Source organism: Sorangium sp. So ce426, from assembly GCF_051475585.1.
GTDB lineage: Bacteria > Myxococcota_A > Polyangia > Polyangiales > Polyangiaceae > Sorangium > Sorangium cellulosum_B.
The window spans coordinates 1,861,139-1,886,281 of record NZ_CP150341.1 but is presented as its reverse complement, the minus strand read 5'-3'; the positions used below and the strand labels follow the sequence as shown (position 1 = coordinate 1,886,281).

General features: G+C 70.7%; 19 protein-coding genes. 13 read left to right on the top strand and 6 right to left on the bottom strand.

What is annotated here, in order from left to right; translation table 11 throughout:
• Positions 1-116: 116 nt before the first annotated feature.
• From WMF44_RS07095 to WMF44_RS07085, 3 genes are all read left to right on the top strand, one after another.
• The gene (locus WMF44_RS07095) at positions 117-1,907 is read left to right on the top strand and encodes a Rieske 2Fe-2S domain-containing protein (RefSeq protein WP_437298364.1); all 1,791 of its coding nucleotides are present in this window, start codon (positions 117-119) and stop codon (positions 1,905-1,907) included.
• 92 nt (positions 1,908-1,999) lie between these two features.
• Positions 2,000-2,887 (top strand): serine/threonine-protein kinase, encoded by an 888-nt coding sequence (locus WMF44_RS07090; RefSeq protein ID WP_437298363.1) that lies wholly within the window; start codon positions 2,000-2,002, stop codon positions 2,885-2,887.
• A gap of 5 nt (positions 2,888-2,892) precedes the next feature.
• Positions 2,893-4,212 carry a GNAT family N-acetyltransferase gene (locus WMF44_RS07085; RefSeq protein ID WP_437298362.1) on the top strand — a complete coding sequence of 440 codons (1,320 nt, stop codon included), beginning with the start codon at positions 2,893-2,895 and terminating at the stop codon, positions 4,210-4,212.
• An 11-nt stretch (positions 4,213-4,223) separates the two neighbouring features.
• On the opposite strand, the gene glgX is transcribed toward WMF44_RS07085, so the two are convergent.
• Positions 4,224-6,350: a glycogen debranching protein GlgX gene (glgX, locus tag WMF44_RS07080; protein WP_437298361.1), complete on the bottom strand. Its 2,127-nt coding sequence runs from the start codon at positions 6,348-6,350 to the stop codon at positions 4,224-4,226.
• 82 nt (positions 6,351-6,432) lie between these two features.
• Entirely contained in the window at positions 6,433-6,684 is a 252-nt protein-coding gene (locus tag WMF44_RS07075; protein WP_437298360.1) for a hypothetical protein, read from the bottom strand.
• Between the two features lie 599 nt (positions 6,685-7,283).
• Between WMF44_RS07075 and WMF44_RS07070 the strand changes: the two genes are divergently transcribed.
• On the top strand, positions 7,284-8,417 hold the full coding sequence (locus tag WMF44_RS07070) for a hypothetical protein (protein WP_437298359.1): 1,134 nt from the start codon (positions 7,284-7,286) through the stop codon (positions 8,415-8,417).
• Positions 8,418-8,542: 125 nt separating this feature from the next.
• Here the strand turns inward: WMF44_RS07070 and WMF44_RS07065 are convergent, their stop codons facing one another.
• Both WMF44_RS07065 and WMF44_RS07060 read right to left on the bottom strand, forming a co-directional pair.
• Positions 8,543-9,736: a glycosyltransferase family 4 protein gene (locus WMF44_RS07065; protein ID WP_437298358.1), complete on the bottom strand. Its 1,194-nt coding sequence runs from the start codon at positions 9,734-9,736 to the stop codon at positions 8,543-8,545.
• Positions 9,737-9,750: 14 nt separating this feature from the next.
• Complete coding sequence (locus WMF44_RS07060; protein WP_437298357.1) at positions 9,751-10,830, bottom strand: glycosyltransferase family 4 protein; 1,080 nt, start codon at positions 10,828-10,830, stop codon at positions 9,751-9,753.
• Between the two features lie 233 nt (positions 10,831-11,063).
• On the opposite strand from WMF44_RS07060, the gene WMF44_RS07055 reads away from it, so the two are divergent.
• The 9 genes from WMF44_RS07055 (at position 11,064) to WMF44_RS07015 (ending at position 23,434) form a co-directional block, all read left to right on the top strand.
• A complete protein-coding gene (locus WMF44_RS07055) occupies positions 11,064-11,960 on the top strand; it encodes a hypothetical protein (RefSeq protein WP_437298356.1) in 897 nt (298 codons plus the stop codon).
• A gap of 79 nt (positions 11,961-12,039) precedes the next feature.
• Positions 12,040-13,122, top strand: a complete 1,083-nt coding sequence (locus tag WMF44_RS07050) for a nucleotidyltransferase domain-containing protein (protein ID WP_437298355.1) — start codon at positions 12,040-12,042, stop codon at positions 13,120-13,122.
• 28 nt (positions 13,123-13,150) lie between these two features.
• A complete protein-coding gene (locus WMF44_RS07045) occupies positions 13,151-13,867 on the top strand; it encodes a TIM barrel protein (protein ID WP_437298354.1) in 717 nt (238 codons plus the stop codon).
• Between the two features lie 177 nt (positions 13,868-14,044).
• Positions 14,045-15,475 carry an ATP-binding protein gene (locus tag WMF44_RS07040; protein ID WP_437298353.1) on the top strand — a complete coding sequence of 477 codons (1,431 nt, stop codon included), beginning with the start codon at positions 14,045-14,047 and terminating at the stop codon, positions 15,473-15,475.
• Positions 15,476-18,325: 2,850 nt separating this feature from the next.
• Positions 18,326-19,408 carry a hypothetical protein gene (locus WMF44_RS07035; protein WP_437298352.1) on the top strand — a complete coding sequence of 361 codons (1,083 nt, stop codon included), beginning with the start codon at positions 18,326-18,328 and terminating at the stop codon, positions 19,406-19,408.
• Positions 19,402-20,880: a protein kinase domain-containing protein gene (locus WMF44_RS07030; protein ID WP_437298351.1), complete on the top strand. Its 1,479-nt coding sequence runs from the start codon at positions 19,402-19,404 to the stop codon at positions 20,878-20,880. The genes WMF44_RS07035 and WMF44_RS07030 overlap by 7 nt, the downstream gene beginning before the upstream one ends.
• Positions 20,881-21,543: 663 nt before the next feature.
• Positions 21,544-21,777 carry a hypothetical protein gene (locus WMF44_RS07025; RefSeq protein ID WP_437298350.1) on the top strand — a complete coding sequence of 78 codons (234 nt, stop codon included), beginning with the start codon at positions 21,544-21,546 and terminating at the stop codon, positions 21,775-21,777.
• Positions 21,778-21,869: 92 nt separating this feature from the next.
• Entirely contained in the window at positions 21,870-22,442 is a 573-nt protein-coding gene (locus tag WMF44_RS07020; RefSeq protein WP_437298349.1) for a hypothetical protein, read from the top strand.
• Positions 22,443-22,570: 128 nt separating this feature from the next.
• The gene (locus tag WMF44_RS07015; protein WP_437298348.1) at positions 22,571-23,434 is read left to right on the top strand and encodes a hypothetical protein; all 864 of its coding nucleotides are present in this window, start codon (positions 22,571-22,573) and stop codon (positions 23,432-23,434) included.
• Positions 23,435-23,514: 80 nt separating this feature from the next.
• Here the strand turns inward: WMF44_RS07015 and WMF44_RS07010 are convergent, their stop codons facing one another.
• The gene (locus tag WMF44_RS07010; protein ID WP_437298347.1) at positions 23,515-24,087 is read right to left on the bottom strand and encodes an RNA polymerase sigma factor; all 573 of its coding nucleotides are present in this window, start codon (positions 24,085-24,087) and stop codon (positions 23,515-23,517) included.
• A 14-nt stretch (positions 24,088-24,101) separates the two neighbouring features.
• Entirely contained in the window at positions 24,102-25,028 is a 927-nt protein-coding gene (locus WMF44_RS07005) for a helix-turn-helix transcriptional regulator (RefSeq protein ID WP_437298346.1), read from the bottom strand.
• Between the last annotated feature and the right edge of the window lie 115 nt (positions 25,029-25,143).

Genomic DNA, 25,143 nt, shown 5'->3' with positions numbered 1-25,143 from the left:
TCGCGGCGGCCCCGTGTTCGCGGCCCCTCCCCGCCCCGCTCTCGGCTACGATGCGCGTCGCTCTCACGACGCGCGCCGCGTACCCGCCGCGGCGCGCGCCGCCGCGCGGAGAAGCCATGAAATCGGACTGGATCGATCTGGGCCCCCTCTCCGAATTTCCGGCGGAGGTGCCCGTGCTGCGCAAGGACGACGCGGGGCGGCGCTTCGCCTGCGTCCTCCGGGGCGGCGAGGTCCACGCGCTCGACGATCGCTGCCCGCACCAGGGTTACCCGCTCTCGCAGGGCGCGCTGCGCGGCGGCGTGCTGACCTGCGCGTGGCACAACTGGAAGTTCGAGCTCGCCTCGGGCGCCTGCACGTTCGGCGGCGAGCCCGTGCGGCGCTACGCCACCCGCATCGACGGCGGGCGCGTGCAGCTCAACCGGGCCGTCGACACAGCGGCCGAGGTGCGGCGGCTCGTCGCCGGCCTGCGCGAGGCGATCCTGCGCGACGAGCCGGCGCGCGCCCTGCGCGAGGGCCTCCGGCTGGGCGCGCTCGGGCTCCACCGGGGGGAGACCGGCCTCGGCAGCCTGCACCTCGCGTTCGAGGTGCTCGCCAGGGACGGGGCCGAGCGCGCCGAGTACGGCTTCGACCACGGCCTCGCCCTGCTCGCGGATCTCTGCGCCTGGGTCGAGCGCGGCAGGATCCCCGCCGAGGAGGCGTTCGTTGTCGCCGCCCACGCGATCGGCGAGGCGTCGGCCCGGCTGGGCCCCCGCGGCAAGGGCCCCGGCAGGGTGGGGGCCCGCTCGCCCCTCGCGCGCATCGCCGACTTCGAGCTCGACGAGCCGGCGAAGGTGAGCGAGGCGCTCGCGGCGGAGCGCCGCGACGAGGCCGAGGCGCGGATGCGCGAGCTCGTCGAGATCCGCGGCACGGCCGGCGCGCGCCGCGCGCTCATGCCCTTCGTCTCGCAGCACCTGTACGACTACGGGCACGGCGCCATCTTCCTCGCGAAGGCGCTCGAGCTGGCCGAGCGGTTCTCGTCCGCCGCCGACGAGGTCCTCGCCGCCTCGACGGTGCAGCTCGCCTGGGCGACCGCCGACACAAGCCTGCCCCCCTTCGCCGCCACGCGCGCCGCGCTCGCGCGCCTCGCCGATCTGCCCCTGCCCGGCCCCGACAGCGCCGCGGCGGCCACGCGCCCGGACGCCGCGCCGCTCGAGGGCGCGGAGCGCGCCGCCTTCGAGGCCGAGGTGCTCGCGGGAGAGCAGCCGGCGGTCGAGGCGACCGTGCGCTGGCTCGCGCGCGGCGCCGGGCCGCTCGCGCTGCTCGGCGCGATCGGCCACGCCGCCGCCGTCCGCCTCGCGCGCTTCGACTCGGCCTGGGAAGCGCGCCTCGACGCCGAGGTCGGGGTGCTCGACGTCACCCACGCCGTCACCTTCGCGGAGGCGGCGGCGGCGCTCGGGCGCGAGGCCCTCCCGCGCGAGGCCGCGCAGCTCGCGGTGCTCGCGGCCGGCTTCGTCGGCAAGCTCCGCAAGGCGGACGCCGCCGCGCCGCACGCGTCCGCTGCGACGACGGCTACGACTACCCGCGCGCGAGGCGGCGGGCTGCTCCAGGCGGTGGAGGCGCGCGACGTCGGCGCGGCGCTCGCGATCGCGCGGGAGCTCGACGCCGCGGGTCGCCGGCGCGCGTTCGCCGAGCTCGCCCCCTTCGCCGCGTTCGACGCCGCGGTGAGGCCCATCTTCACGGCGCACGCCGTGAAGACGCTCGAGGCGCTGGAGCGGCTCGAGTCGTCCGATCCTCGGCCCGACGGCGCGTACCTCGCGGCGCTGCTCACCCACGTCGTCCCCGTCCGGCCGGAGCTCTCCGCGCGCCGGATCGCGGCCGTGGCCAAGAAGTTCATGTCCGATGGGCGACCACCCGATGGCCTGTATTGAGCCGGCCGCCCGCCCGGTGGCCCGCCCGGTGACCCGGTGGACGGAGACCAGAGAGACGTGCACCGGTGCGAGCATCATTCATACTGACTGCTATGCGGCTTGAGCCTGGATCCCACGTAGCGCCGCACCTGACGCTCGACACCCTCCTCCGGATGGGAGGCGTCGGCAGCATCTGGACGGCGCATCACCTCGGGCTGGGCAAGGAGGTCGCCGTCAAGTTCATCTCTGCGTCGCTCGCGACCGACGCGACCGCGGTCGCCCGGTTCCACCGCGAAGGCGCGCTCATGGCGAGGATCAAGAGCCCTCACGTCGCCGAGGTGTACGAGCACGGCGTCGCCGCCAACGGCCTCTCGTACATCGTGATGGAGCTGCTGCGGGGCGAGGAGCTGTCCGACCGGCTCGCGCGCGCCGGGCGCCTCCCCCTGGAGGAGACGCTCGCGCTCGTCTCGCAGCTCTGCACGGGGCTCACCGCGGCCCACAAGCTCGGCGTCATTCACCGGGACATCACGCCAGAGCACGTCTTCCTCGCCGACACCGGCGGAGGCATCTGCGTCAAGCTGCTCGATTTCGGGGTGGCCAGGGGGGATGTCGACCCGGATGGGACCACGCTGACGAACACGGGCGCGGTGGTCGGCAGCCTCGTTTATATGAGCCCGGAGCAGTTCTTCAACCCGAAGCTGGTCGACGGCCGCTCGGATCTCTGGTCCGTGGGCATCATGGCGTACCACGCGCTCACCGGCGCGCCGCCGTTCGAGCAGAAGGGGATCGAGGCCCTCCTCGGCGCCATCCGGCTCGGCACCTTCTCGCCGCCGAGCCAGCGTTGCGCCGAGATCACGCCCGCCCTCGACGCGTGGTTCGTCAAGGCGCTTGCCCGTGAGCCCTCCGGCCGCTTCGGATCGGCCGAGGAGATGTCCGAAGCGCTTCGCCGGGCCGCCGCCGGGCCGCCGGGCCCAGGGAGCGCGCTTCCCAGGGTAGATTGACCGGCATGGCGCGCACCCGCACCCCGAGCCGTTCCAACCATGAGCTCGTGTTTCGCAGCGCCCGCAAGGGCGAGGAGGGCACCCTCGCGACGGTCGCCTACCGCGCGTTCCAGGCGGGTGATCCAGAGGCGTGGCTGCGGTATTTCACCGAGCACGCGCACCTCGCGCTCGACAACGTGATCGTCGCGGAGACCGACGGCCAGCTCGTCGGGTACGTCGCCTCGCTCGACCTGACGATGAGCTTCGCGGGCGCGGACGTGCCGTTCCAGGGCCTCTCGTCCGTGGCGGTGCTGCCGGAGTTCCGCCGCCGCGGCATCGCGGATCGGCTCGTCCGCGAGAGCCTCCGCCGCATGCGCCGCCGGGGCGAGGCGCTCACGCTGCTCCACCCTTTCCGGCTCTCGTTCTACCGGCGGTTCGGCTTCGGCGTCTGCGAGCTCCGGGACGTCGTGCGCACCTCCCCCGATCGGCTCCCGGACTCGGTGCTGCGCCGCCACGTGCGGGCCTTCTCCCGCCCGCGGGACGAGCCGCTCATCAAGCAGGCCTACGACGTCGCGCGGGCCGAGACGACGGGGCAGCTGAAGCGGAGCGACTACTGGTGGGACGTGCGCGTCTTCAAGCGCTCTCCGAGCGGCGCCGTCTACGTGGATCCGGGCTCCAAGGCGATCGCCGGCTACCTGTTCTTCGACGTCCCGGAGGGCGGCGCCTACGGCGCCCAGCAGCTGCTCGTCCGCGAGCTCCACGCGCCGACGCCGGGCGCTTACCGCGGGCTCATCGGCTTCCTCGGCGCGCTCGGCGATCAGTACGAGGTCGTGGAGCTGGCGCTCCCGCGCGGCCAGGGCGCGCCGCTGCTCGACGAGCCCGGCATCCGCGACGAGCCGATCGTGTACGAGACGGCGGCCCGGCACCCCGGCCTGTGCCCGCCCGCGCACACAGCGCAGCGCCGCAGCGTCCTCGGCCTGACGGCGGCGGGCGCGATGGGGCGCATCGTCGACGTCGCCGCCGCGCTCGCGCTTCACCCGTCGCCGCGGAAGCACGGCATCCGGGGCGCCATCGGCGTCGACGTCGAGGACCCGGTGTTCACGGACGCGCCGCGCGCCTTCGACGTCACCTTCGCGGCGCGCGGCGTCCAGACGGCGCCCGGCAGCACCGCGGGCGATCGCCTCTCGCTCTCCATCGAGCGGCTCACGCAGATCTATTTCGGCGCCTCCTCGGCGCGCGCTCTCCTGAGCCAGGGCTTCGTGGTGGGCAGCGCCAAGGCGGCCGCCCTCCTCGACGCCGCGTTCGCCGGCCCCCCGCTCTTCCTCGGCGCCTTCAACGCGTTCTGAGCGCCCCGCTCTCAGCAGCGGCGGTTGCGGAGGAAGAGCTTGAGCGAGCGCGACGTCAGCGCCGTCTCTTCGCCGCCTCTCCGCGTCTCGACGGCGGCGTCGTCCTGGGTGTCCACGAGGAGCTGCCACGGCCTGGGATCATCGGCGAAGGGCAGGAGGAAGCCCAGGTCGCACGGCGACGCGTTGAGCAGCAGGACGAAGTCGTCGTCGATCAGCCGATCGCCCTCCTCGTCCACGTCGTCGAGCCCCTCCCCCGACAGGAACACGCCGAGGCACTGCGTGCACGGGTTCGACCAGTCCTCGTCGGTCATCAGCTCTCCGTCCGGGCGATACCACTGGATATCGTAGGTCTTGCCGCCGCGGATCGGGCGCCCCTTGAAGAAGATCGAGCGCCTGAGCGCCGGGTGCTCGTGCCGGATGCGGAGGCATTTGCGCGTGAACTCCAGGAGCGCCCGCGACGGCTCGTCCCAGCCCCACGGCTGCCACGTGAGCGGGCTGTCCTGGCAGTACCCGTTGTTGTTCCCCTCCTGCGTGCGCCCCCGCTCGTCCCCGTGGAGCAGCATCGGAGTCCCCTGCGAGAACAGGAGCGACGCCATGATGTTCCGCATCTGCCGCGCCCGCAGCTTCAGGATCTCGGGGTCGTCGGTCGGCCCCTCGACGCCGCAGTTCCACGAGCGGTTGTCGTCGGCGCCGTCGCAGCCCCCCTCCCCGTTCGCCTCGTTGTGCTTCTCGTTGTACGAGACGAGATCCGCCAGGGTGAAGCCGTCGTGGGCCGTGACGAAGTTGATGCTCGTGTACGGCTTTCGCCCGCTGTTCTCGTAGAGATCGCTGCTCCCCGTGAGCCGGAACCCGAGATCGGAGGCGATGCCGCCCGAGCCGCGCCAGAAGTCGCGCAGCGTGTCCCGATAACGACCGTTCCACTCGGCCCAGCGCACCGGGAAATTGCCCACCTGGTAGCCGCCGGGGCCCACGTCCCAGGGCTCGGCGATGAGCTTCACCTGGCTGAGCACCGGGTCCTGGTGGATGATCGTGAAGAAGCTCGAGAGCTGGTCGACGTCGTGGAGGCCGCGCGCCAGCGCCGCCGCGAGGTCGAAGCGGAACCCGTCCACGTGCATCTCGAGGACCCAGTACCGCAAGGAGTCCATGATCAGCTGGAGCGTCTGCGGGTGACGCACGTTGAGGGTGTTCCCCGTGCCCGTGGTGTCGAAATAATAGCGCTCGTTGCCAGGGACGAGGCGGTAGTAGGTCGGGTTGTCGATGCCGCGCAGGCTCAGCGTCGGGCCCAGGTGGTTGCCCTCCGCCGTGTGGTTGTAGACGACGTCGAGGATGACCTCGATGCCGGCGGCGTGGAGCGCCCTCACCATCTCCTTGAACTGCCGCACCTCCGACGCCACCTCGGCGCCGGTGCGGTACCCGACGTCCGGCGCGAAGAAGCCTATCGAGTGGTATCCCCAGTAGTTCCGGAGCCCCTTGTCGAGCAGGAATTTCTCGTGAACGAAGGCGTGCACGGGCAGGAGCTCGATGGCCGTGATGCCGAGATACCGCAGGTATCCGATGATGGCCGGGTGGGCGATGCCAAGGTAGGTCCCGCGGAGCTCCTCCGGGATCTCCGGGTGCTGCATCGTCATGCCGCGGACGTGCGCCTCGTAGATGACGCTGCGGTGGAACGGCACGTACGGGCGCCGGTCTCCGCCCCAGTCGAAGGACGGGTCGATGACGACGCCGAGCGGGGCGCCGAGCGCCTCCCCCTCGGCCATGGCGAGGTCGCCGTCGGGCTCACCGCTCCGGTGGGCGAACGCGCCCGCGTCCCACTGGACCCGCGAGGCGAGCGCCTTCGCGTACGGATCGAGCAGGCGCACCCGCGGGTTGAAGCGCAACCCCCGCTCCGGCGCCCACGGGCCGTGCACGCGATACGCGTATTTCTGCCCCGGTCCGACCTCCGGCACGTAGACGTGCCAGACGAGGGAGGTGCGGTGACGGACCGGCAGGCGTTGCTCGTTCCCCTCGTCGTCGACGAGGCACAGGTCCACCGCCTCGGCGTTCTCCGAGAAGAGGGCGAACTGCGTTCCAGCGCCGTCCCATGTCGCGCCGAGGGGATACGGATCCCCGGGGCGCATTCCTTTGCGCTTGTAGCTCATGCTGGTCTCGATTTCGGGACCCACGGCCGGGGCGCGGCGCCCCCCTCGGGCCTCGTCGCCCCGGCCGGCGTGCTTGCGCGGCTTAGGCGACGTGAGCGCGCCGGCTGCCCATGGCGTCGGTCACGACATCCGCGACGCTCCGTGCCATCCCCTCCGCGATGCGGAGCGCCTGGGCCTGATCGCCCTCCGGAGTGCACATCCTGAGGCGCTCGATCACGTCCACGAGCCGCCGGGCTAGCTCGCACGCCTCGGTCATCGAAGCTTTTGACTCGACGGAGGCCCTCCGCGGGAGGGAGACCATCTCTTCGCTCAGCGTCATCGCGGTTGACATCATGCCTGGCTCCTTGTCGGTGATGGCTGCGGTCCGCACCCCCGAGAGCAGGCGTCGTGCCAGGGCGCCTGCCGTGGGGATGCTCACCGCAGACACAAGGGTAGGTGCTCAGCCGACAGACTGGGCGGCACAAACCGCCACAGGTGGGGCGATTTGTCCCCCCCACAGCGACCGTGGCTCGGCAAAGCAGGGCGGCGCACGGAACAGTCAGGCGCAAAATTTGAAGACGCGATGCGTGCCGTAAGGGTTCGCCGCGCGGTAGCTGTTCGGGACGGCCGCTCGGGCTCTGCTGGGGTGTGCTTGCGCTTCCATGGCCTCTGCGCACCCCTTGCCGCAGGCGGGCGGGCCGGGCCGCGTGCGCTCGCTGCTTGCGGGGCGAGGACGGCGGCCGCGCGCGCCTCGCGGGGGGACGAACGTGGCGAGCACGATCACGACGCGCGCCGTCCGGGAGGCAGGTGGGCCGCGCTCCGCGCGGCGTCGCGCGAGGTAATCTCGATCGCTGCGCGGCCCCGAGGCGGCTATGGCTACGCTCGGGGGGGCCAGGTTAGTATCCGTTCCGCCGCGGCGGCCGCCGGTCCAACGCGTCGCGGTCGAGAGAGCTCATGATCGGAACACTCCAGGCGAAGATCCAGTATCTCAAGAACAAGAACCTTCACAACTGGCTCGGCGGCTACGCCCGGCAGAGGATCGAGAACGCCCGTGCTCCGCGTCCGCTCGGCCCGCGGCACCTGCTCTTCGCGGTCTGCGATCACTGGGAGCCGGGGTGGGAGAACCCCACACCGGAGGTCGCCGACGCGCGGGTGAGGGCGTGGTCGGAGGGGTATCCCGAGATGGCGGGCGCGTACCGCGACGCGGACGGCCGGAACCCGCGTCACAGCTTCTTCTTTCCGGGGGAGCAGTACACGCCCGGGTGGCTCGACGCGCTGGCGGACCTCACGCGCGGCGGCTTCGGCGAGGTGGAGCTGCACCTGCACCACCACAACGACACGGAGGAGAACCTGCGCGCGGACATCCTCAGGTACCTGGACATCCTGGGGAAGCACGGGCATTTCTCGCGCGACCCGGACGGGCGCATGCGTTACGGGTTCATCCACGGCAACTGGTGTCTGGCGAACTCCGGCCGGGACTCGCGGAACTGCGGCGTCGACGCGGAGCTCCCGCTCCTCTTCGAGACGGGCTGCTATGCCGACTACACGTTCCCGTCGGCCCCCGACGAGTCGCAGCACTCCATCGTGAACCAGATCTACTGGCCGACGGGCAACCTGGCGCGCCGGAGCGCCCACGCCGTGGGCGCGCGGGCCAAGGTCGGCGAGGTGCTGGAGGACCGGATCCTGATGATCGAGGGCCCGCTCGCGCTCGCGCTGACGCGCCGGGGAAGCCGGGTGCGGATGCGGATGGAGTACGGCGCGCTCCAGGCGATCGACCCGCCGACGCCGGATCGGGTGAAGACGTGGGTCGATCAGAACATCCATATCGAGGGGAGGCCCGAGTGGGTGTTCGTCAAGGTCTACACGCACGGCGCGCCCGAGGAGCAGGCGGCGTCGCTGCTCGGCGCCGGGGGCCACGAGCTGCACCGGGAGCTCACCACCCGTTACAACGATGGCAAGGAGTGGGTGCTCCACTACGTGACCGCGCGGGAGATGTACAATATCGCGATCGCCGCGCTCGAGGGGAAGACGGGCAATCCCGGTGACTACAGGGATCACCGCCTGAAGCCGCCGCCCTGCGCGAGCTGACCGTTCATCCCCGAGGCATCCCCTCAAAATCTTCGGGGAATTCACAGGGAGGCGGGGAGACGGGGAGGGAAATTTTCAAATACTCCCTGTCTCCCCGCCTCCCTGTGTTCAATTTCCCCGTTGAATCAGCCCGGCCCGCGACCGCGCTGCTCGCCGAGGACCTCCTTCAGGAGCGCATGATAGCGCTCCCCCACGACGTCCCATGACAGCGCCCCCACGCTCCCCCGCAGCGCCTCCGGCTCCCACGCCGTATCCAGCGCTCGCGCCAGCGCGGCCCCGAGCGCCCCGGGATCGCCGGGCGGGACGAGCAGGCCATTGCCCCCGTTCCCTTCGCGGACGAGCTCCGGCACGCCGCCGACCCGGGTTCCGACGACGGGGCGCCCCGAGGCGAGCGCCTCCAGGACGACGTTCGGGCAGCCCTCGCGGCGGCTCGGCAGGCAGAACACGTCGCACGCGGCCATGTAGTCCGGGATCTCCACGGGCAGCGCCCAGCCGAACAGCCGCACGCGATCGCCCAGGCCGAGCGCGCTCACCTTCGCGCGCAGCGGCTCGAGCAGCTCACCACCGCCCACCATCATCAGGTGAATGTCGCGGCGGCCCGCCCGGTCGAGGTGCGCCATCGCCTCCACGAGGACGTCCACGCCCTTCTCGGGCACGTGATAACCGGCGTACAGCACCACCTTCGCGTCCGCCGGGACGCCGAAGCGCCGCCGCGGCTCGGCCCGATCCCGGATCGCGAACCGCGCGCCGTCGACCGCGTTGAGCTGCACAACGACGCGCTCCCGCGGCACCCCGAGCTCCACCAGGCGCTCCCCGAGCGCCCCGCTCACCGCGACCACCCGGGCGCAGCGCTGGAGCGCCGGCGCGATCTGCGCCCGCAGCGCGGGGTTCCTCGGCTGCTCGTTGATGTCGCTGCCGAGCACCGTCGTGACGACCGGCACCCCCGCCTCCCGCGCGAACGCCTCCGCGGCGACCGTATCGGGATAGGCCCACGCGGCCAGGATCGCGTCGTACGGAAACTCGCGCCGCAGCCCCGCCATCGTGCGCCCGAGCGACGCGCGGAGCGCCCGCGCGTGCAGGCTCGGCAGCCCCGGGACCGACCAGTACGTGGGGAACAGCGCGTCGATGCCGGTGTGCGCCTCGCGCGTGCCGCCGAAGAGCTCCCGGGACGCCCCGCGCGCGCGCGTCCACCAGGGGATCGGGGCCACGAGCCGGAGCTCGCAGCGGCGCGCGAGCGCCCTGTACGTGTGATAGCTGTACGGCGCCATCGTCGGCAGCCGCGTGGAAGGGTAATGATGGGTGAAGACGAGGACCTTCATCGCGCGCTCGCCTGTCACGTGAGACGGAAATAGAGTTGCTCGTATTTGCGCGTCATCTTCTCGAACGAGAAGTCGTCGCGCACCCGCGCGTGCCCCGCCTCGCCGAGCCGCCGCCTCAGCGCCGGATCGCTCGCGAGCCGCTCGATCGCGTCCGCGAGCGCGTCGTGCCCGTCCACAGGGACGATCAGGCCGTGCTCCTCGTGCCGCACCACCTCCGGGACCCCGCCGACCGGCGTCACCACGACAGGCAGGCTGCGCGCCATGGCCTCGAGGACGGCGAGCGGCAGCCCCTCGTCGCGCGAGGGCAGCGTGAAGAAATCGGCGGCGACGAGCAGATCGGGCACGTCCTTGCGGAAGCCGAGGAAGCGCGCCTCGGCGCCGTGGACCCCGAGCTCTCTCGCGAGCCCATGGACGCGATCGCGCTCGTCGCCGTCGCCGACGACGAGCACCGCGACCGCGACGCCGCGCTCCCGGAGCCGCGCGAGCGCCCGCAGCAGCACGTCGTGCGCCTTCACCGGGTGGAACGCGGCGGGCATGATGCCGAGGAACACGTCCGGGCCGAGCCCGAGCTCGGCGCGCACCTCGTCGCGCGTCCGCTTGGCCGGGGTGATGTCGATCCCGTTGTGGATGACAGAGATGTCGCTGGCCACGCCGACCGCGCCGCTCTTGTCGGCCGTGTCCTGCGAGCAGCCGACGACAGCGTCCGTCTCACGCCACTCGAAGCGCGACGGAACGCGGATGATCCCGCGCGTCTGGGCGTGATCGGTGAAGACGAGCCGCGCGCGCGTAAGGAGCTTGCCGATCGTGGCGTAATGGAGCGCAGTGGGGTTGTGCGCGTGGACGACGTGCGGGCGGGAGCGCGCGAAGGAGAGGGCCGCGTGCGCGAGCCGCGTGGGGAGGCGCCCGCCCAGCACCGTGGTCGGCAGCGCCCGCTGCCGCGAAAGCTCCGACAGCGGCCCGCCGCGCAGCGCGAGGATGGAGGCGTCGTGGCCGTGGCGCCGCTGCGCCTCGGCGAGGCGCAGCACGAAATGCTCCATACCTCCGCCATTGAGGCTGCTCACGACATGGACGATCCGCAGCGTCGAATTCCCCATGAAGGCTTGCTACCCGAATCGGGTCCCCTGTTGAAGCGCAAACCGCACCCAGCATCACCACACGCGCTGCCAAACGCCCACCCGGCACGCCGGCGGTCGTGGCCTCTGGCGCGCGTCGGCGAGCGTCGACGCTCGCCGACGCGCGCGCCCCAGATCGATGGATCAGCGTACCACCTCGCCTCGCCGTCACCTCACCTTTTGATTTGCCGAACGGAAGCGGCTACTAGACGGGCATGAACCCTGAGCTTCGGCGCGCCCTTGACGAAGGCATGCGCCGCGTGCCCGGCATGGACGCCGCGACGAGGCTGCTCGCCGTGCGGCTCGAGACGGTCAGAGCGCTCCTTGCGCGCCGGCTCGCGGAGAACCCGCTCCCCGTGCCCGACGCCGTGACCCCGAGCGAGATCCCCTCGGTCGCCGAGCTCGGCCCGGGGGACAGGGTGCTCGCGGAGCTCGATCAGGACGGCTTCGCCTTCGCGGTCCACCCGGCCGACGTCGCCTTCTTCAACCGGCGGAGCCAGAAGATGCCGCGCCTGCGCTACCGGCTGCACGTCGTGCTGCGCAACGGCTACGTCTGCGTCCGCAAGCGCTTCGTGGGACAGCCGCAGAACGCGCCGCTCCAGGCGCACCTCTTCGCCCTGCTCGGCCTCTTCTTCTACAACGAAGCAGCCGCGCTCTTCCGCCTGCGCGACCTCCCCAGCGTCCCGAGGATTCGCGATCTCAGCCTCGCGACGCGCACCCTCTACCTCGACTACGTGCGCGGACGGACGCTGCAACATCAGGTCGCCGAGCGCGGGGAGAAGGTGCTCGACATCGACCTCGCGCCGCTCGGGCAGCTGTTCGATCCAGACCGCGACCGGCGGGAGATCGAGGCGTTCGCGAGCGGCGGCGGCGCGACCTACCGCGGCCGGATCGAGGAGATCGTCCGGGCGATGAACGCGCGCGGCGTCGCGCCGCTCGACGTCAAGCTCGGCAACGTGCTCATCGGCGAGAAGACGGGCGCCCTGTACTGGATCGATTTCGAGCGAGCCGCGCTCGAGGGCACCCCCCGCTACCGCGATCGCCTCGACGAGCACCATGACCTCGTGAACCGGTGGTTCGGGCTCGCGCTCTCCGGCGACGGCGGGGCGTGAGGCGCGCGGCGCGACGCGGCGCGCTGCCATGCGCTGCGGTGGGCTCGATGAACGGCTCCCGCGATCGAGGGTGCGATCGATGACGAGAGATGAAGGCGCGGCGCCGCGGAGCGCCATCGAGCGGATCGGCGAGAAGGCGGGGCGATCGTGGCCGAGCATCGAGGCGGCCGCGCGGCTCTCGACGGAGACCCGGGAGCGGCTCGCTGCGCTGCTCCGCGAGCAGATCCCCTGCGACACGAGCGTCGTTGTCTTCGGCTCCCTGGCGCGGGGCGAGTACACGACCGGCAGCGATCTCGACTGGACGCTGCTCATCGACGGTCAGGCCGACGAGGGGCATTTCAGCCAGGCCCAGGCCATCACGAGGATCCTGAGGGAAGCGAAGTTCCATGAGCCGGGCCCGACGGGCGTGTTCGGCAACGTGGCCTTCAGCCACCCGATCCTCCACCAGATCGGCGGACAGGAGGACACGAACAAGAACACGACCCAGCGCATCCTGCTGCTCCTGGAGTCGCTCGCGATCGGCCAGCCGGACGCCCACGAGCGGGTGCTCAGGCTCGTGCTCTCGCGGTACGTCGAGGACGACCGCGGCCTGCGCTACGGCAGCAAGCGCGAGATCCTCCCGATGTTCCTCCTGAACGATATCGTCCGGTACTGGCGCACGGTCGCCGTCGATTTCGTCTACAAGCAGCGGGAGCGCAGCTCGGGCTGGGCGCTCCGCAACGCGAAGCTCAGGATGTCGCGGAAGCTCATCTTCGTGAGCGGGCTCCTCACCTGCTTCGGCTTCGAGCTGTTCTGCAAGGATCGGGCGACGTTGACCGGCGACGGCGAGCGGCTCTCGATGCCCGCGCTCGTGCGCTTCCTGCGAGAGCGCATCCGGGTGACGCCCCTGGAGAGCCTGGCCGAGGTGCTGCTCCGGCCCTCGATCTCGGCGGAGACGGCGCGCACGCTGTTCGACAGCTACGACGCGTTCCTCGCGCTCCTCTCGAACGAAGAGGAGCGCGGCCGGCTGAAGCAGCTGCCGCTGGACGATCAGCTGGGCAGCGACCCGACCTTCAAGCGGGCGCGGGACATCGCGCGTGAGTTCCAGGGCGGGCTCGACCGGCTCTTCTTCAAGGAAGACGACGAGCTCCGCAAGCTCCTCCAGACCTACGGGGTGTTCTGATGCTCCTCCAGACCTATGGGGTGTTCTGATGCGACCCGTGGGCTACTCGACAGGGGCGCTCGCCCTCAGCGACGTCGAGCGAGCGCTCTCGATGCTCGAAGGGAGCTCGGCGACCGCCGTGGAGCTCTCCGCGCTGCGGATCTCGGAGCTCAAGCCGCTGCTCCGGCTCCTCGGCTCGCTCGACCTGTCGCGGTACGGCTACGTCTCGTTCCACGCTCCGAGCCGCTTCGACGCGGCGGAGGAGCGCGCCGTCGCCGACGCCATGGCGGAGGTGGCCGCGCTCGGGTGGCTCGTCGTCCTCCACCCCGACACGCTCCATGATCTCGGCGCCTTCCGGCAGCTCGGCGGCCTCCTCGCCATCGAGAACATGGATAAGCGAAAGCGGACAGGCCGCACCGTGGAGGAGCTCGGGCCCTTCTTCGACGCGCTGCCGGACGCGTCGTTCTGCTTCGATATCGGCCACGCGCACCAGGTCGATCGCACGATGACCGAGGCCCATTTCCTCGTGCGGGAGCACAGGACGCGGCTGAAGCAGCTCCACGTGAGCGAGGTGAACGCGGGGAGCCGCCACGGCGCCCTGAGCCAGAGCGCGGCGCACGCGTTCCAGCGGATCGCCGCCCACGTCCCTGACGACGCGGCGCTGATCCTGGAGACCCCGGCGTCGCCCGCGGAGCTCGAGCGGCAGATGGCCATCGCGCGGGCGGCGCTGTCGAGCCCGAAGGGCCTGGAAACCACGCACGCCTGAGGCCGCGCGCTGCGCAGCCTCGACGGGGAGCCGCGCCGCTCCCGCGGCGCCCGGGCTCGGCCGCCTCTCCGGCGGCTCCGGGAGCTCTGGATTGCCCGGCGGACGGGCCGCGCGCGCTCGCGGCGCTACGCTTCCGCTCGTTCTCGGCGCGACCTGGGCCGGAACCGGGGGACGACGATGAAGCTGAAGACGCTCGCGGCGGCGAGCACCGCATGGCTCGCCGCCCTCGCGCTGCTGACGGCGAGCGGGTTCACGCTCAGCGCCACGTACATGACCCGCGAGGTCACGTGCCTCTTCAACATCGTCCGGGAGGTGCGGTCCATCACGCAGCTGGAGGTCCACCTCCTCGCCCACGAGCGCGAGAGCGCCCGCGTCGCGCTGACCCACCTCCCCGAGCACGTCGGCGCGCGCGACGCCGCCCGGCGCGAGCTCTCCCGGTGGCTCGAGGACCCCCGCGAGCCGCCGGTCACCGCGGAGAGCGCCGGCGTCTTCGAGGAGGCCGAGCGGGAGATCGAGCACTACCTCGCCACGCACCCGCGCGCGCAGGAGGACCGGGAGGCCGAGGCGGACGCCGGGGCGTCCCACGAGGAGGTCGATCGTACGTTCGCCGCGCTCGAGCGGCTGCTCGCCACCCGGCTCGCCGAGGCGCGGATCGCCCGGCAGCGCGTCGACGAGGTGCACAGGCTCTCGGAGATCGTGAGCCTCGGGGCCGCCGGGCTGCTGCTGGCCGGCGTCCTGCTCGCGCTCTGGCAGCTGCGCAGGTGCGTCTATCGCCCGCTCCTCTCGATCCGCGCCGCGATCGACCGCTACGGGGCCGGCTCGCACGACGCCCGCGCGCCGCAGGGCGGGCTCGACGAGCTGCGCGAGATCGCCGTCGCGTTCAACGAGATGGCCGCCGCGCTGGCCGAGCAGCGCAAGAGGCAGCTCGGGATCCTCGCGAGCGTCGCGCACGACCTGCGCAACCCGCTCGCCGCGCTGAAGCTCACCGTCGACGGCCTCCGGCCGGATCGGCCCCTCCCGCACGAGGAGCGGCTCCGATCGATGCTCGCCCGCATCGGGAAGGAGGCCGCGCGCTGCGACCGGATGCTCACGGACCTCATGGACATCGCGCGGCTCGAGGGCGGCGAGCTCGAGCTGCGCCGCGAGACCCGGGACGCGCGCGAGCTCGCCCGCGACGTCGTTGAGCTCTACCGCCCGACCGCGACCGCGCACGAGCTCGGGCTGTCGCTCCCCGAGGAACCCGTCCCGCTGCGCTGCGACCCGATCCGGATCGAGCAGGTGCTCAACAACCTGGTCGCGAACGCCATCAAGTACTCGCCCGCGGGCGGCGCCGTGCAGGTGACCGTCGCGCGGGCAGGCGCCGAGGTCTCCATCGCGGTATCGGACCGCGGGGTGGGGATCGCGGCCGACGATCAGCGACGGCTGTTCGAGCGCTACTTCCGCGCCCCGTCGTCGAGCGGCGTGGCCCCGGGCGTCGGCCTCGGCCTGTGGGCCGCGCTCCGCATCGCCGAGGCGCACGGCGGGCGCATCGAGGTGACGAGCGCCGAAGGCAGGGGCTCGACCTTCACCCTGCGGTTGCCGTCCACGTCGGGCGGGGCGGCCGCGTAGGACCTCGTCGTCTAGGGTCCGCGCCCTGGTTCTGTGAGAGGTCTCGACGAGCCCCCTCCTCGGGGGCCGAGGCCAGCACACAACCCGAACGCGCGCAACCAGAAACGGACCTGGGTGGACGAGGTACTAGACCCCCACCCGGCCTCGTCTGCCTCACGGCCCAGCGCGTCTGCCCTAGGACCGAGGACATCTGGCCCGCAGGGGGGAGAGCACCCGCCTCACGATGCGGGTCAAATCGGGCAGTGCGGCGAGGACAGATGACGCCGCAAATGCCGTGACGACGGGAGGGTCGGTGCGCCGACTTCCGCTTGAATGGCGAGGCCATCGTTAAGACTGGCCCGGAACGCTCCGCCACGTCCCCTCGGACCGAGCCGTCACGTGCGCTCGGAACCGAGCGGCGCTGCCTCCATCTTCGATGGCGCGCTACTCCCAGATCCCAACGGCCCCCTCTCTCCTCTTGTCCCTCAGCAAGAGAATCCGTATGCTAAATGTGATGCTCCCAGGTTGCATAAATAGACACTCTTCCCGCAAGAAGAATGAGCAAAGTACCCTTCTCGTGCGTCGAAGTGGTTGCGAGACCAGGTGTCTCCGACGAACAAAGAACGGCACCCAAGGTGAGACTTACCAGAAAGCAGATTCAGGCTCGACGCTGCATAAACGACCCGGGGTGTGAGCCGCACAGACTCCCGGCCCCGCGAGTTCGTGTTCGTGGCAGGCGGGACGAGCGGCATCGCGTGGGATACGAACGCAGAGGCGGCGTGGAGGGGAAGTGGAAGCGCCGACGTCTCCAGTGCCGTCTCCCGGTCGGAACCGTCCGGCGGCTCGGGCCGCGGCGACAGCGAGGGCGGTACGGGGGACGTCAACGGCACCCCGAGCATCGAGTTCCTCGCGCTCCACGCCCGACAGCGCGGCGTCGCAGAGCACGCTACACGCGCTGCCTGGACGGCGTTCGAGCTCAACAATGCGCGGCCGGTTCTTCGCACCGGACACGGTGTGCATCCTAACCCCTTGATGCCGCTTTCCTGCCGGAGGATCGGCGGGTCTGGAACAATCGGAGGAAACAGATGCAACATCGGTTGATAATGAGGCTGGTCGCTCTTGTTCTATGCGGCGTACTCCTGATCGTCCTCAGTTCTTCGTGCGACTTGAGTTACGAGTGCGAACCCGTGAACACGGGAGGCGCTGGTGCTGGAATACCCACAGGCTCAGTCGGGGCAGGGGACTTTCTCACCGAACGTAAAAACAACGGGGAGGAAGACGTCAACACGGCGTCGGAAGCGCTGATGGCAGGATGCACATCGAAGGACTGTTACGACATGTTCGAAGACTGCGAAGATATCGGCGGGAGGTGCATCATTGGATTTCCTGGATGCGATATCCACGGCAGCAGCCCGTGCAAGTCTTGCCTTGCTGCCTGCCTCGATGACAGACCCTATCCGCCGCAATGCAACTGCAGACAATGCGGGTTCCGCTGATGATCAACCCGCACAAAGGCGCGATTTATGTCGCAATCGGCAGAATCGCCCAATCAGAGCTAAGAAAGATTGCGTCTCCGGTGGTGGTCGAGGACGACTGTCTCCTCCTTGGTCCGTCGAGCGCAGACCCGAGGCGCCATCGCTTCATACGGACTCGATACTGGGGAGTCCAACCATCTGCAAAGCTAAACAAATGCATTGCACGAGCCGATGGCAAACCGATCTGCGTAGCACTGCCATCCACGATCCACGGCCTACTGAGCTTCTCCAGGATCTGCGCATCCGCAGTTGAACGACAACGACAAGTGTACACGGTGGCTCTTGAGCACGACACGAATGTTTCGATGCCACAAGGGCCCGACCCATCGCGAGCAAACTATGTCGACGTAGCTGAGGCGCTGCAGCAACAGCCACCCATGGCTCGGAGCTCAGATCTCGAGATTGCTCTTACAGCCGCGCTATGGAAGTTATGGTGTCGCCGTTCCCCCGTCGCGATATCGAGATTTCTTGCGACTGGTGGCGCACTCCATCCACTACTAGCGAATCTTGGCCGATACCATGCAGGACACTTCCCGCGACAGACTGACCGCGGCCTCTTGCTATCGCGCTTCGACGAGCTTCTCTTGCGCCAACTCTCCAGCGATTGGATCAAGCCGGTCAAGGTGTTCTCTAACGGAATGAGGGCGCAGTCCGGTCTACACGCCTGGCTCTCACACGTCGGCGATCTCTACGTGTCGCAGCGACTGTTGGCCTGGTCACGCCATAGTCGCGGACGCATCATCGAGTGCCAGGAGCATCCGGAAAAGTCGTCTGAATTGAGCAGATGGTCTTTCCGATGGGTTGCGGGAGGAGAGGCTATACTTGATGCACTGCCGAGCGTGCAAGTCGCACCACCGATTTCCATCGGAGGTGCCGTCGCATACGACCCAGATCACGCCTGGGTATGCCGCTTTGACGTTCGGGGTACGCCTTACGTAACTCGGCTCGCCATCGCTGACCCTTCCGTCGACGATCCCTCGACGTAGCCGACTCGCCGAGGGGCAGCTGTCCAGCGTGTTTCTGTGCGGGTACGACTTGTCTTCCCCTTGCAGAACGGCGGCCTGAGCGCGCGGCATCCACGCGCAGACGCCGATAGAGTCGCTGAGGTGCGCCTACATGCTCCCGCGAGCGCCAGGAGCGCGTGGGCGTCCCGGCGCCGCGCCGCATCGGACGCCCTCACTTTCCGTGATAAATCCGCACGGGCCGCCGCAATGCTCTCGGCCGTGCGCCCGCCCATCCCGTCGGTATCCTGCCGCCCCAGGATGGTATAAAGGGGAAGCCCCGCTGCCCTGGGTCGGCTGGGCGTCGGGTCCCCTCGTCTGGGCCGAGGAGTTCCATGGGTGCTTCTGGACTGACCGCTCGCTCCCTGCGAGCGGCGACGCTCATCTCGCTGGCGCTGTGCTCCCTCTCGTCGCCGGTCCATGCGGAAGGACCGCCGCCTCGCTCGCCGGAGCTCCTGGCGCTGTTCCGCGCGGCCGACGAGGCCATGGCTCAGGCCGACGTGGGCAGCGCTCGCGCGATCTGGGGCCAGATCCACCTGCTCGAGCCCACCAACCCGGCCCTGTGCCAGCTCGGACAGCTCGATCGACGCCTCGAGCGCTGGGTGACGGCCGCCGGGGAGCTCTCCAAGTGCACCGAGCGGATGCCCGCGCCACAAGATGCCAGGGAGCGCGGGCTGCACGAGGCGCGCCACGCGGACTTCGCCGCGGTGCGGCAGCACGTCGGCGAGCTCGATCTGAGCCCGCCGCCCGGCGCGGAGCGCGTCCTCGTCGCCGGGAAGGACGTGGACGTGAGACACAAGGTCTATGTGCCACCGGGCGAGCACGAGATCACCGCGATGGGCCCCCAAGGCTTGTTCGCTCGGGCGCGCGTGAGGATCGAGGCGGGAGAAACGTTGAAGCTGCCCCTCATCTACGAGGTAGCACCCCCTGCGCCGGAACCGGCGCCGGAGCCGGCGCCGGCGCCGAAGGCCCCCCCTTCGCCCGGACCGCACGACGCCCCAGCCGTCAAGGGTCCTGTGCTCGACAAACCACGCCATGCGCCCAGGCCGCCCCCTCCGAGCGCGGGCCAGGCGGGCCCGAACCCGTGGATCGCCGGAACCGGTGCCTTCGTGGCCGCGAGCCTGGTCGGCACCGGGATCGGGCTCCACGTGGCCGCGAGCGACGCGAGCCAGGAGGCGACCCGGCTGAGAGGCGAGATCAAGGACAGCGAGCAGGACGCGATTCAGACCGGGCTCGCTGACGCCTACGAGCAGGCGATCGACGTCCATGAACGCGCCAACCGGCTCCACACGTGGAGCTTCGATGTGCTCATGGCCGGGGCGGCGGTCGGCGCCGCGACGGTCGTGTACCTCTCCCTTCCGCGCAACGCCGAGATCCGGGCGCACGCAGGCGGCGCCTCGGTGCGCGTCGTATGGTAGCCGCTGGCGACCTGTGGGAGGGCCATGAGGTCCTGCGCGAGCTCGAGCGGGGCGCGGTGGACACCTTTCTCGCGCGGCGGCCCGGAGACACCCGCGACCTCGTCTGCCTGCACATCCGGGAGGGCGCGCGGATCCAGCCCGACCTGTTCGCCACGGAGATCGAGCGTCTGCAGCGCGTGGCGGCCGAGATCTCCGAGATCGTGCCCGTCCTCTACGGCGGTGTCGCCGGCTCCGTCGCGTGGGCGGTGTCGCCCGTGCACGAAGGCGCAGTCCGGCTCGTCGACGCGATGCGCGGCGCGGACCTCGGGCCGGCGGTGCTCAAGACGCTCATCGACCTCGGAGGCTGCCTCGCGCGCGCCCATGCGCTCTCCGCGATCCATGGCCTGCTGGGCCCCGATCGTGTCTTCGTCGTGGGCGAAGGTCGAACCGCCATCACCCATTTCGGCTTCGTCCGCCTCTTCGAGCTCGGCGCCGACGACGTGATCCTCGAGCCGAACTACGCGGCGCCGGAGCTCCTCTCCGGGGGTCACCTGGGCTCCCGCGCGGACGTCTATGGATTCGGCACCCTCCTCTACGAGCTCGTGTGCCAGCACGAGTTCTCCGTCGAAGAGCGGATTCTCCCTCTCGTGCCGGAGACGGCGGCCGCCGCCCGTGACGCCGCGACGATCCCGACCTTGCTCCAGTGGACGATACGCGAGGCCCTCGCGGAGAACCCCAAGCGGCGGCACCCGAGCATCGCGAGCATCCTCGCGTTCTTGACGCGCTTCGCCCGCGAATGGGAAGAGCTGGGGGGACCGCCCGAGCTCCCCCATGACAACCCCTTCCTGGATGTGTCCGCCTCCCGGCGCCAGCCGCGCGAGACCGCGATGGACCTCGATCCCGACGACGAGGCGCCGCTCGCCTCCGGCGAACGGGCGGGAGCGACCGGTGAGCTGCCACCGTCGCTCCCGTCGGTGCCACCGGACACGCTCAGGGCCGGGACGACGCCGCAGAACGACGTCGGCGCGCCCCACGGGCCTCCTGCCACGCCGCGGTTGCCCGTTGCCCTCGAGGTGCCAGAGCTCGATCCCTTGCCCCCGCCGCCGCCCGCCGTATCGCTCGGTGCGCGCTCGGGCGAGCGGAGACGCCTCAGCGGCCCCGTGCTCGGTCGCGCGCTCGCGCTGCTGTCCCTGCTGGTCACCGCCTGGATCTTCGTCCTGTGGCAGCGCGCGCCTCGGCCCGTGGACCCGCGGCCACAGATCGTCCAGGTCGCGACCGCGCCGTCGTCTGCCGCTCCACCCGCGCCCGTTCCCTCCGGCACCGCCGAGGCGCCCTCGACGCCCGAGCTGCCCAAGGGAGCGCCACCGGAGCGGCCCGACGAGCGCCGCCGCGCTGTCTCTGCGCCACGACCGGTCGTCGGGTCGTCGATGTCAAGGCAGGAGCCGCTCGGCCACTCCCGGTTCTACCTGTCTGCCGGGAACACGGCCTACTGACAGACGGAGCGGAGAGGATCCACGATGCGATACGGGCTACCGTCTGCGCTGATCGCGTTCTCGCTCACAGCCTGCCTCGACCTGGGCGACTCCTTCCTCTATCCCCTGATAACAGAACCGCAGCCCATGTGGCTCTGGTCGGGCAAACACGGGGACGCCGCCCCTTGTCCGGAGGGTCGCACGATCCAATGGCAGGGATGGGCGGACGAGGAGTTTCCACCGGAGTGCGGCCCGTGCGCGTGCGGCCCAGCCCGCTGTGCCCTGCCTACGGGGATAACGACGCACGCGGCGGCGTGCCCGGACGAGGGGCCGCCGAGCTCGTTCGAGGCAGACGAGGTGCTCGACGCAGCGTGTATCGTTCCCGCGCCTCCCATCCCGGAGAGTTCTTTGGCCTCGGTGACCTACCCGCCACCGACCTTCGCCCCGTGTACGCCGTCGCCCACGCCCGAGCCGCCGCCCATCGACGGGGTCTTCGCGAGGGCGTGTCAGGCAGGGCAAGAGAGAGACACGCCTCCGCCGGGCTGGTCCTTCTGCCTCCCGCCCGAGGACGACGGGACCTGCCGGCCCGAGTTCCCGATCCGGCGGGAATTCCGCACGCTGGGGCAGGATCATCGCACCTGTTCGCCGTGCGAGTGCGGCCCGCCGAGCGGGGGCACTTGCAACATGAGGATCACGCTGTACGGCGACACGGGCTGCGCCCGCCCGTTCGACAGCGCGGAGCTGTCCGACACCGACGTCCCGCTGTGCCACGACATCGCGGCGACGGCCGAGCTGGCTGCCTTTCGGGTCGACGTGATCCGGCGGGAAGAGGGCGCGTGTACGCCGAAGCGCGCCACGTCGATGGCCTCCGGCACCGTCGAGGAGGGCGAGCACCATGTCGCATGCTGCCGCGACTGACCTTTGCCTGGCGGGAAACGATCAGGAGCGAACCAGGACGGCGCGTCGTCACGCGGCTCGTTCCAGAGGCGCGACAGCAGGAAAGTGAGCCCATGAAGAGCAGAGCCGCTTTCCCATCGAAGGTCTCGGAAAACTGGAGAGCGCGCCCTGGCCGGCTCCTGTGCCTCGGCCTCACGGCGCTCGTGCTCGGGTGCAGCGAAGAGCCGGATCCCGAGGTCACGGGCATCTCCCAGTTCCTCCTCTTCAACGAGTTCGCGGGGGATCGTCGGTTCACGCTGGACACAGGCGCAGATGGTACGCAGCCGATCCAGAGCGACGGTACATGGGACGTGAGCTGCGACGTGAGCATTCCTGGTTCCCCGTGGATGCGCTTGACCCGCAAGGATCACGCGGAGGTTGCCCAGCGTGACCCCGGCATCATCACGAACATGTTTCTCAGGATATGGCCGGAGTCGTCTCCGGAGGTGAGCGTCGGCGCGATGCTCGACGATTATTACCACGTGGTGGGCACGTGCCCGGTCACCTTCGCGGCGGCGGACGGCGACCGTGCCGCCGGCACGTTCTCCGCCGAGAGCTGCGATGTGGCGACGCGGTTCGGGAACAAGGGCCGTCTCGAGTTCGCCAAGTTTCATGTCACGAACTGCAACACGGAGCCGTACAAATGAAGCGCGCCAATGGGCGTCGGGAAGGTCTCGGGCTCGCGCGCGCCCTCACCGGCCCCCCTCCTCGCCGCGTAGAGCACCGGCCGCTTCGCCCGGGGAACGGCCCACCGAGAGCTCAGGAGCACCCGACGATGCGATCCGTCCTGCCGTTCGCGCTCGCTGGCGTCACCGCCGCGGCGTGCGCCCTCGATACACCGTACATCGAGCAGCCAAAGCCCATGTGGCTCTGGACCGGCGACGAGACGGCGGCGCCCCCTTGCCCGGATGGCGCCGAGCCGGCCTGGGACGGCTGGCAATACGAGGACCCCTCGCCGGACTGCGGCGAGTGCTCGTGCGCGCCGGCCACGTGCAAGCCCTCGACGGCGTACGAGACCTTCGGCGCAGCGTGCGGCGAAGAGACGGTGCCCACGAACCACGTCGACCTGCCCGAGGGCTGGGACGGCGCGTGTTTCGCCCCCGATTTGCCCGTCCCCACGCTCTCTTACGAGTCGATCCTCTACCGTCCTCCGGCCGTCGTGCCGTGCGAGCCCTCGCCCACCCCCGAACCGCCGGCGCTCACCGCCGAGATCGGGAGGGCTTGCCGGGCGGACGCGGCGCTGGCGCCGCCCGCGGGCTTCGTGTCCTGCATGACCTCGACGATCAATGCCGCCTGCCCCGCCGAGTTCCCCCTTCGACGTGTGTTCACCGAGCACCGCATCGACTACCGCATGTGCTCGCCGTGCGAGTGCGCCCCGCCGAGCGAGCTCGAATGCACCGTACACATCATGGCCTACGCTGACAGGGCCTGCGAACAGGCGTTCGACAGCGCGACGCTCTCGTTCACGGACGGTCCCGTGTGCCACGACTTCCCGTCGCCATCCCGACCGAAATTCTCGGCGCTGCGGGCCGAGCCCGCGGCCCCCCTCGCGGGCGCCTGCGCCCCCGTGCAGCGCCGCTCCGTCGTCGTCGACGAGATCGTGCGGAGCCCCCCGGAGTTCCTCTGCTGCGAGCAATAAGGCCCTACCCAGCTCCGGCGCGCCACACCAGGCTGTCGGAGCGCCGAGGAGCCAGCCCCTCGTCTCTTGGTTCGCTCGCCTCATGGCTTCCCCTTCCGTTCCAGGTCGCCCTCGCGCTCCAGCACAGCGCGCAGCGCGGCGAGCGCCCTCGCGCGGTGCTTGTACAGCGTCGACAGGGGCAGCTTGGCCGCCTCCGCCATACGCGCCATGGGGATCCCCTCGAGATCGTGCGAGACGAGGACCGCGCCGAGCTTCGAGTCGATCTCTCCCAGCGCCTCGACGATACGAACCTTGACGCGTCGGCTCGCCATCGCGTCCGCGGCGTCAGGCGCGGGATCAACAAGGTCCGGCGCGTCGTCCATCAGCTCCTCCCAGCGGTGCCGCGCGCGCTCATGGTAGTGCGCTACGACGTGCACCGCGATCCTGTTCAACCAGCGCGCTGCGCTGCCGCGGCTCGGATCGAACGTGCGCCAGCTCTTCCAGGCCTGCAACCAGACCTGGCCCGCGACATCACCTCGATCTCGCTCCGGGACCCCGAGGCGCGCGAGCCAGCACAGCACGTCGCGGCGGACCTTCTCACTGCAGAACAGGCGCGCCGGCGCCGAGGCGCGCGTCTCTTCGAGCCTCGTCCTCTCCATAGAATCGACTCCCATGGTGAAACTCCGGCCTACACGCGAGGCTTGCTGCCCGTGCCGGGCAGGGTGGCCTCGAAGAGCGATCGCTCGACCTCTGCCCATCGGTCGCCGTCGCCAGGGCGAGCGTCTCCACGCAGGACCGGGAAGTCCGTGAGCGTGGAGGCCCGCCCGAGCGCCGGCGTCCCGCCCGGCGTCAGCGCGGCGCCCGGACGCTTGCCGCGCGGCTTCGGCGGTGGAGGCAGGCCGCCGAGCTCACGCCGGGCCGCGCTGGCGCCCGGCGGCTCGGCGACGGCGGGGCGCCGGGGCTCCGCGGCAGCGCGCTGGACAGGCGGAGCCGCGGACGGCTGCGGTGCGACCGGGCGACTGACCGGCGGAACGCGTGGCGCCGCCGGCTCCGCGACGGCGCGGCCGTCATCGACGAGCTGGAGCACGGGACGCGGCTCGGGAGGCGCTCCACCCCCATCCCGCCGCCCGCGCTGCGCGCCGTCGATCAGCATCACGACCGTCTGATCCACCTCCGCGCGGTAATCGTCGTGCAGCCGCCACAGGTGCTCCCAGTAGCGAGCGGGCGCGCCGGTGAACAGCTCCAGCTTCCGCGCGAGGCCCGGCGTCACCGGAAACGCGTTCTTCAACAGCCTGTCCACCTCGACCGGCTGGAGGCCGGTGGTCCGGGCCAGATCTCGTTTCCAGTCGGCGTGCCAGGAGCACAAGCCCTCCAGGACCACCCCCGGCGACGGGACGGCCCGCTCTCGAAACTCCGTCGCTTCGGCGACGATCGCGTCGATGTGGCAGTCGAGCAGGCGCCTGAACCGGCCGATCTCCTCGAGCTCCCAGTCCTTGTTCGCGGCCAGCGTCTTGAGCGCCGCATCGCGCGCTCGTTCCGCGGCCGCGCGGAGCCCGCGCTCCTTCCCCAGCGTCTCGCGCGCGGCGAGGGCCAGGCCGAACGCGAAACACGCCATGATCGCCAACGCTATCGGCGATAAAGACACCATCGTATCGAGTACCCGGTGCATGTCTGACCTCCAGAACGCGCGGCGCAGCCCCAGCCGGCAGCCGCGGCGTAGTGCTCTTCGC

Excerpts from the sequence above, each read along its gene's own strand:
- WMF44_RS07095 (WP_437298364.1), top strand. The coding sequence starts at position 117 with ATGAAATCGGACTGGATCGATCTGGGCCCCCTCTCCGAATTTCCGGCG.
- WMF44_RS07090 (WP_437298363.1), top strand. The coding sequence starts at position 2,000 with ATGCGGCTTGAGCCTGGATCCCACGTAGCGCCGCACCTGACGCTCGAC.
- WMF44_RS07085 (WP_437298362.1), top strand. The coding sequence starts at position 2,893 with ATGGCGCGCACCCGCACCCCGAGCCGTTCCAACCATGAGCTCGTGTTT.
- glgX (WP_437298361.1), bottom strand. The coding sequence starts at position 6,350 with ATGAGCTACAAGCGCAAAGGAATGCGCCCCGGGGATCCGTATCCCCTC.
- WMF44_RS07075 (WP_437298360.1), bottom strand. The coding sequence starts at position 6,684 with ATGATGTCAACCGCGATGACGCTGAGCGAAGAGATGGTCTCCCTCCCG.
- WMF44_RS07070 (WP_437298359.1), top strand. The coding sequence starts at position 7,284 with ATGATCGGAACACTCCAGGCGAAGATCCAGTATCTCAAGAACAAGAAC.
- WMF44_RS07065 (WP_437298358.1), bottom strand. The coding sequence starts at position 9,736 with ATGAAGGTCCTCGTCTTCACCCATCATTACCCTTCCACGCGGCTGCCG.
- WMF44_RS07060 (WP_437298357.1), bottom strand. The coding sequence starts at position 10,830 with ATGGGGAATTCGACGCTGCGGATCGTCCATGTCGTGAGCAGCCTCAAT.
- WMF44_RS07055 (WP_437298356.1), top strand. The coding sequence starts at position 11,064 with ATGAACCCTGAGCTTCGGCGCGCCCTTGACGAAGGCATGCGCCGCGTG.
- WMF44_RS07050 (WP_437298355.1), top strand. The coding sequence starts at position 12,040 with ATGACGAGAGATGAAGGCGCGGCGCCGCGGAGCGCCATCGAGCGGATC.
- WMF44_RS07045 (WP_437298354.1), top strand. The coding sequence starts at position 13,151 with ATGCGACCCGTGGGCTACTCGACAGGGGCGCTCGCCCTCAGCGACGTC.
- WMF44_RS07040 (WP_437298353.1), top strand. The coding sequence starts at position 14,045 with ATGAAGCTGAAGACGCTCGCGGCGGCGAGCACCGCATGGCTCGCCGCC.
- WMF44_RS07035 (WP_437298352.1), top strand. The coding sequence starts at position 18,326 with ATGGGTGCTTCTGGACTGACCGCTCGCTCCCTGCGAGCGGCGACGCTC.
- WMF44_RS07030 (WP_437298351.1), top strand. The coding sequence starts at position 19,402 with ATGGTAGCCGCTGGCGACCTGTGGGAGGGCCATGAGGTCCTGCGCGAG.
- WMF44_RS07025 (WP_437298350.1), top strand. The coding sequence starts at position 21,544 with ATGAGGATCACGCTGTACGGCGACACGGGCTGCGCCCGCCCGTTCGAC.
- WMF44_RS07020 (WP_437298349.1), top strand. The coding sequence starts at position 21,870 with ATGAAGAGCAGAGCCGCTTTCCCATCGAAGGTCTCGGAAAACTGGAGA.
- WMF44_RS07015 (WP_437298348.1), top strand. The coding sequence starts at position 22,571 with ATGCGATCCGTCCTGCCGTTCGCGCTCGCTGGCGTCACCGCCGCGGCG.
- WMF44_RS07010 (WP_437298347.1), bottom strand. The coding sequence starts at position 24,087 with ATGGGAGTCGATTCTATGGAGAGGACGAGGCTCGAAGAGACGCGCGCC.
- WMF44_RS07005 (WP_437298346.1), bottom strand. The coding sequence starts at position 25,028 with ATGGCGTGTTTCGCGTTCGGCCTGGCCCTCGCCGCGCGCGAGACGCTG.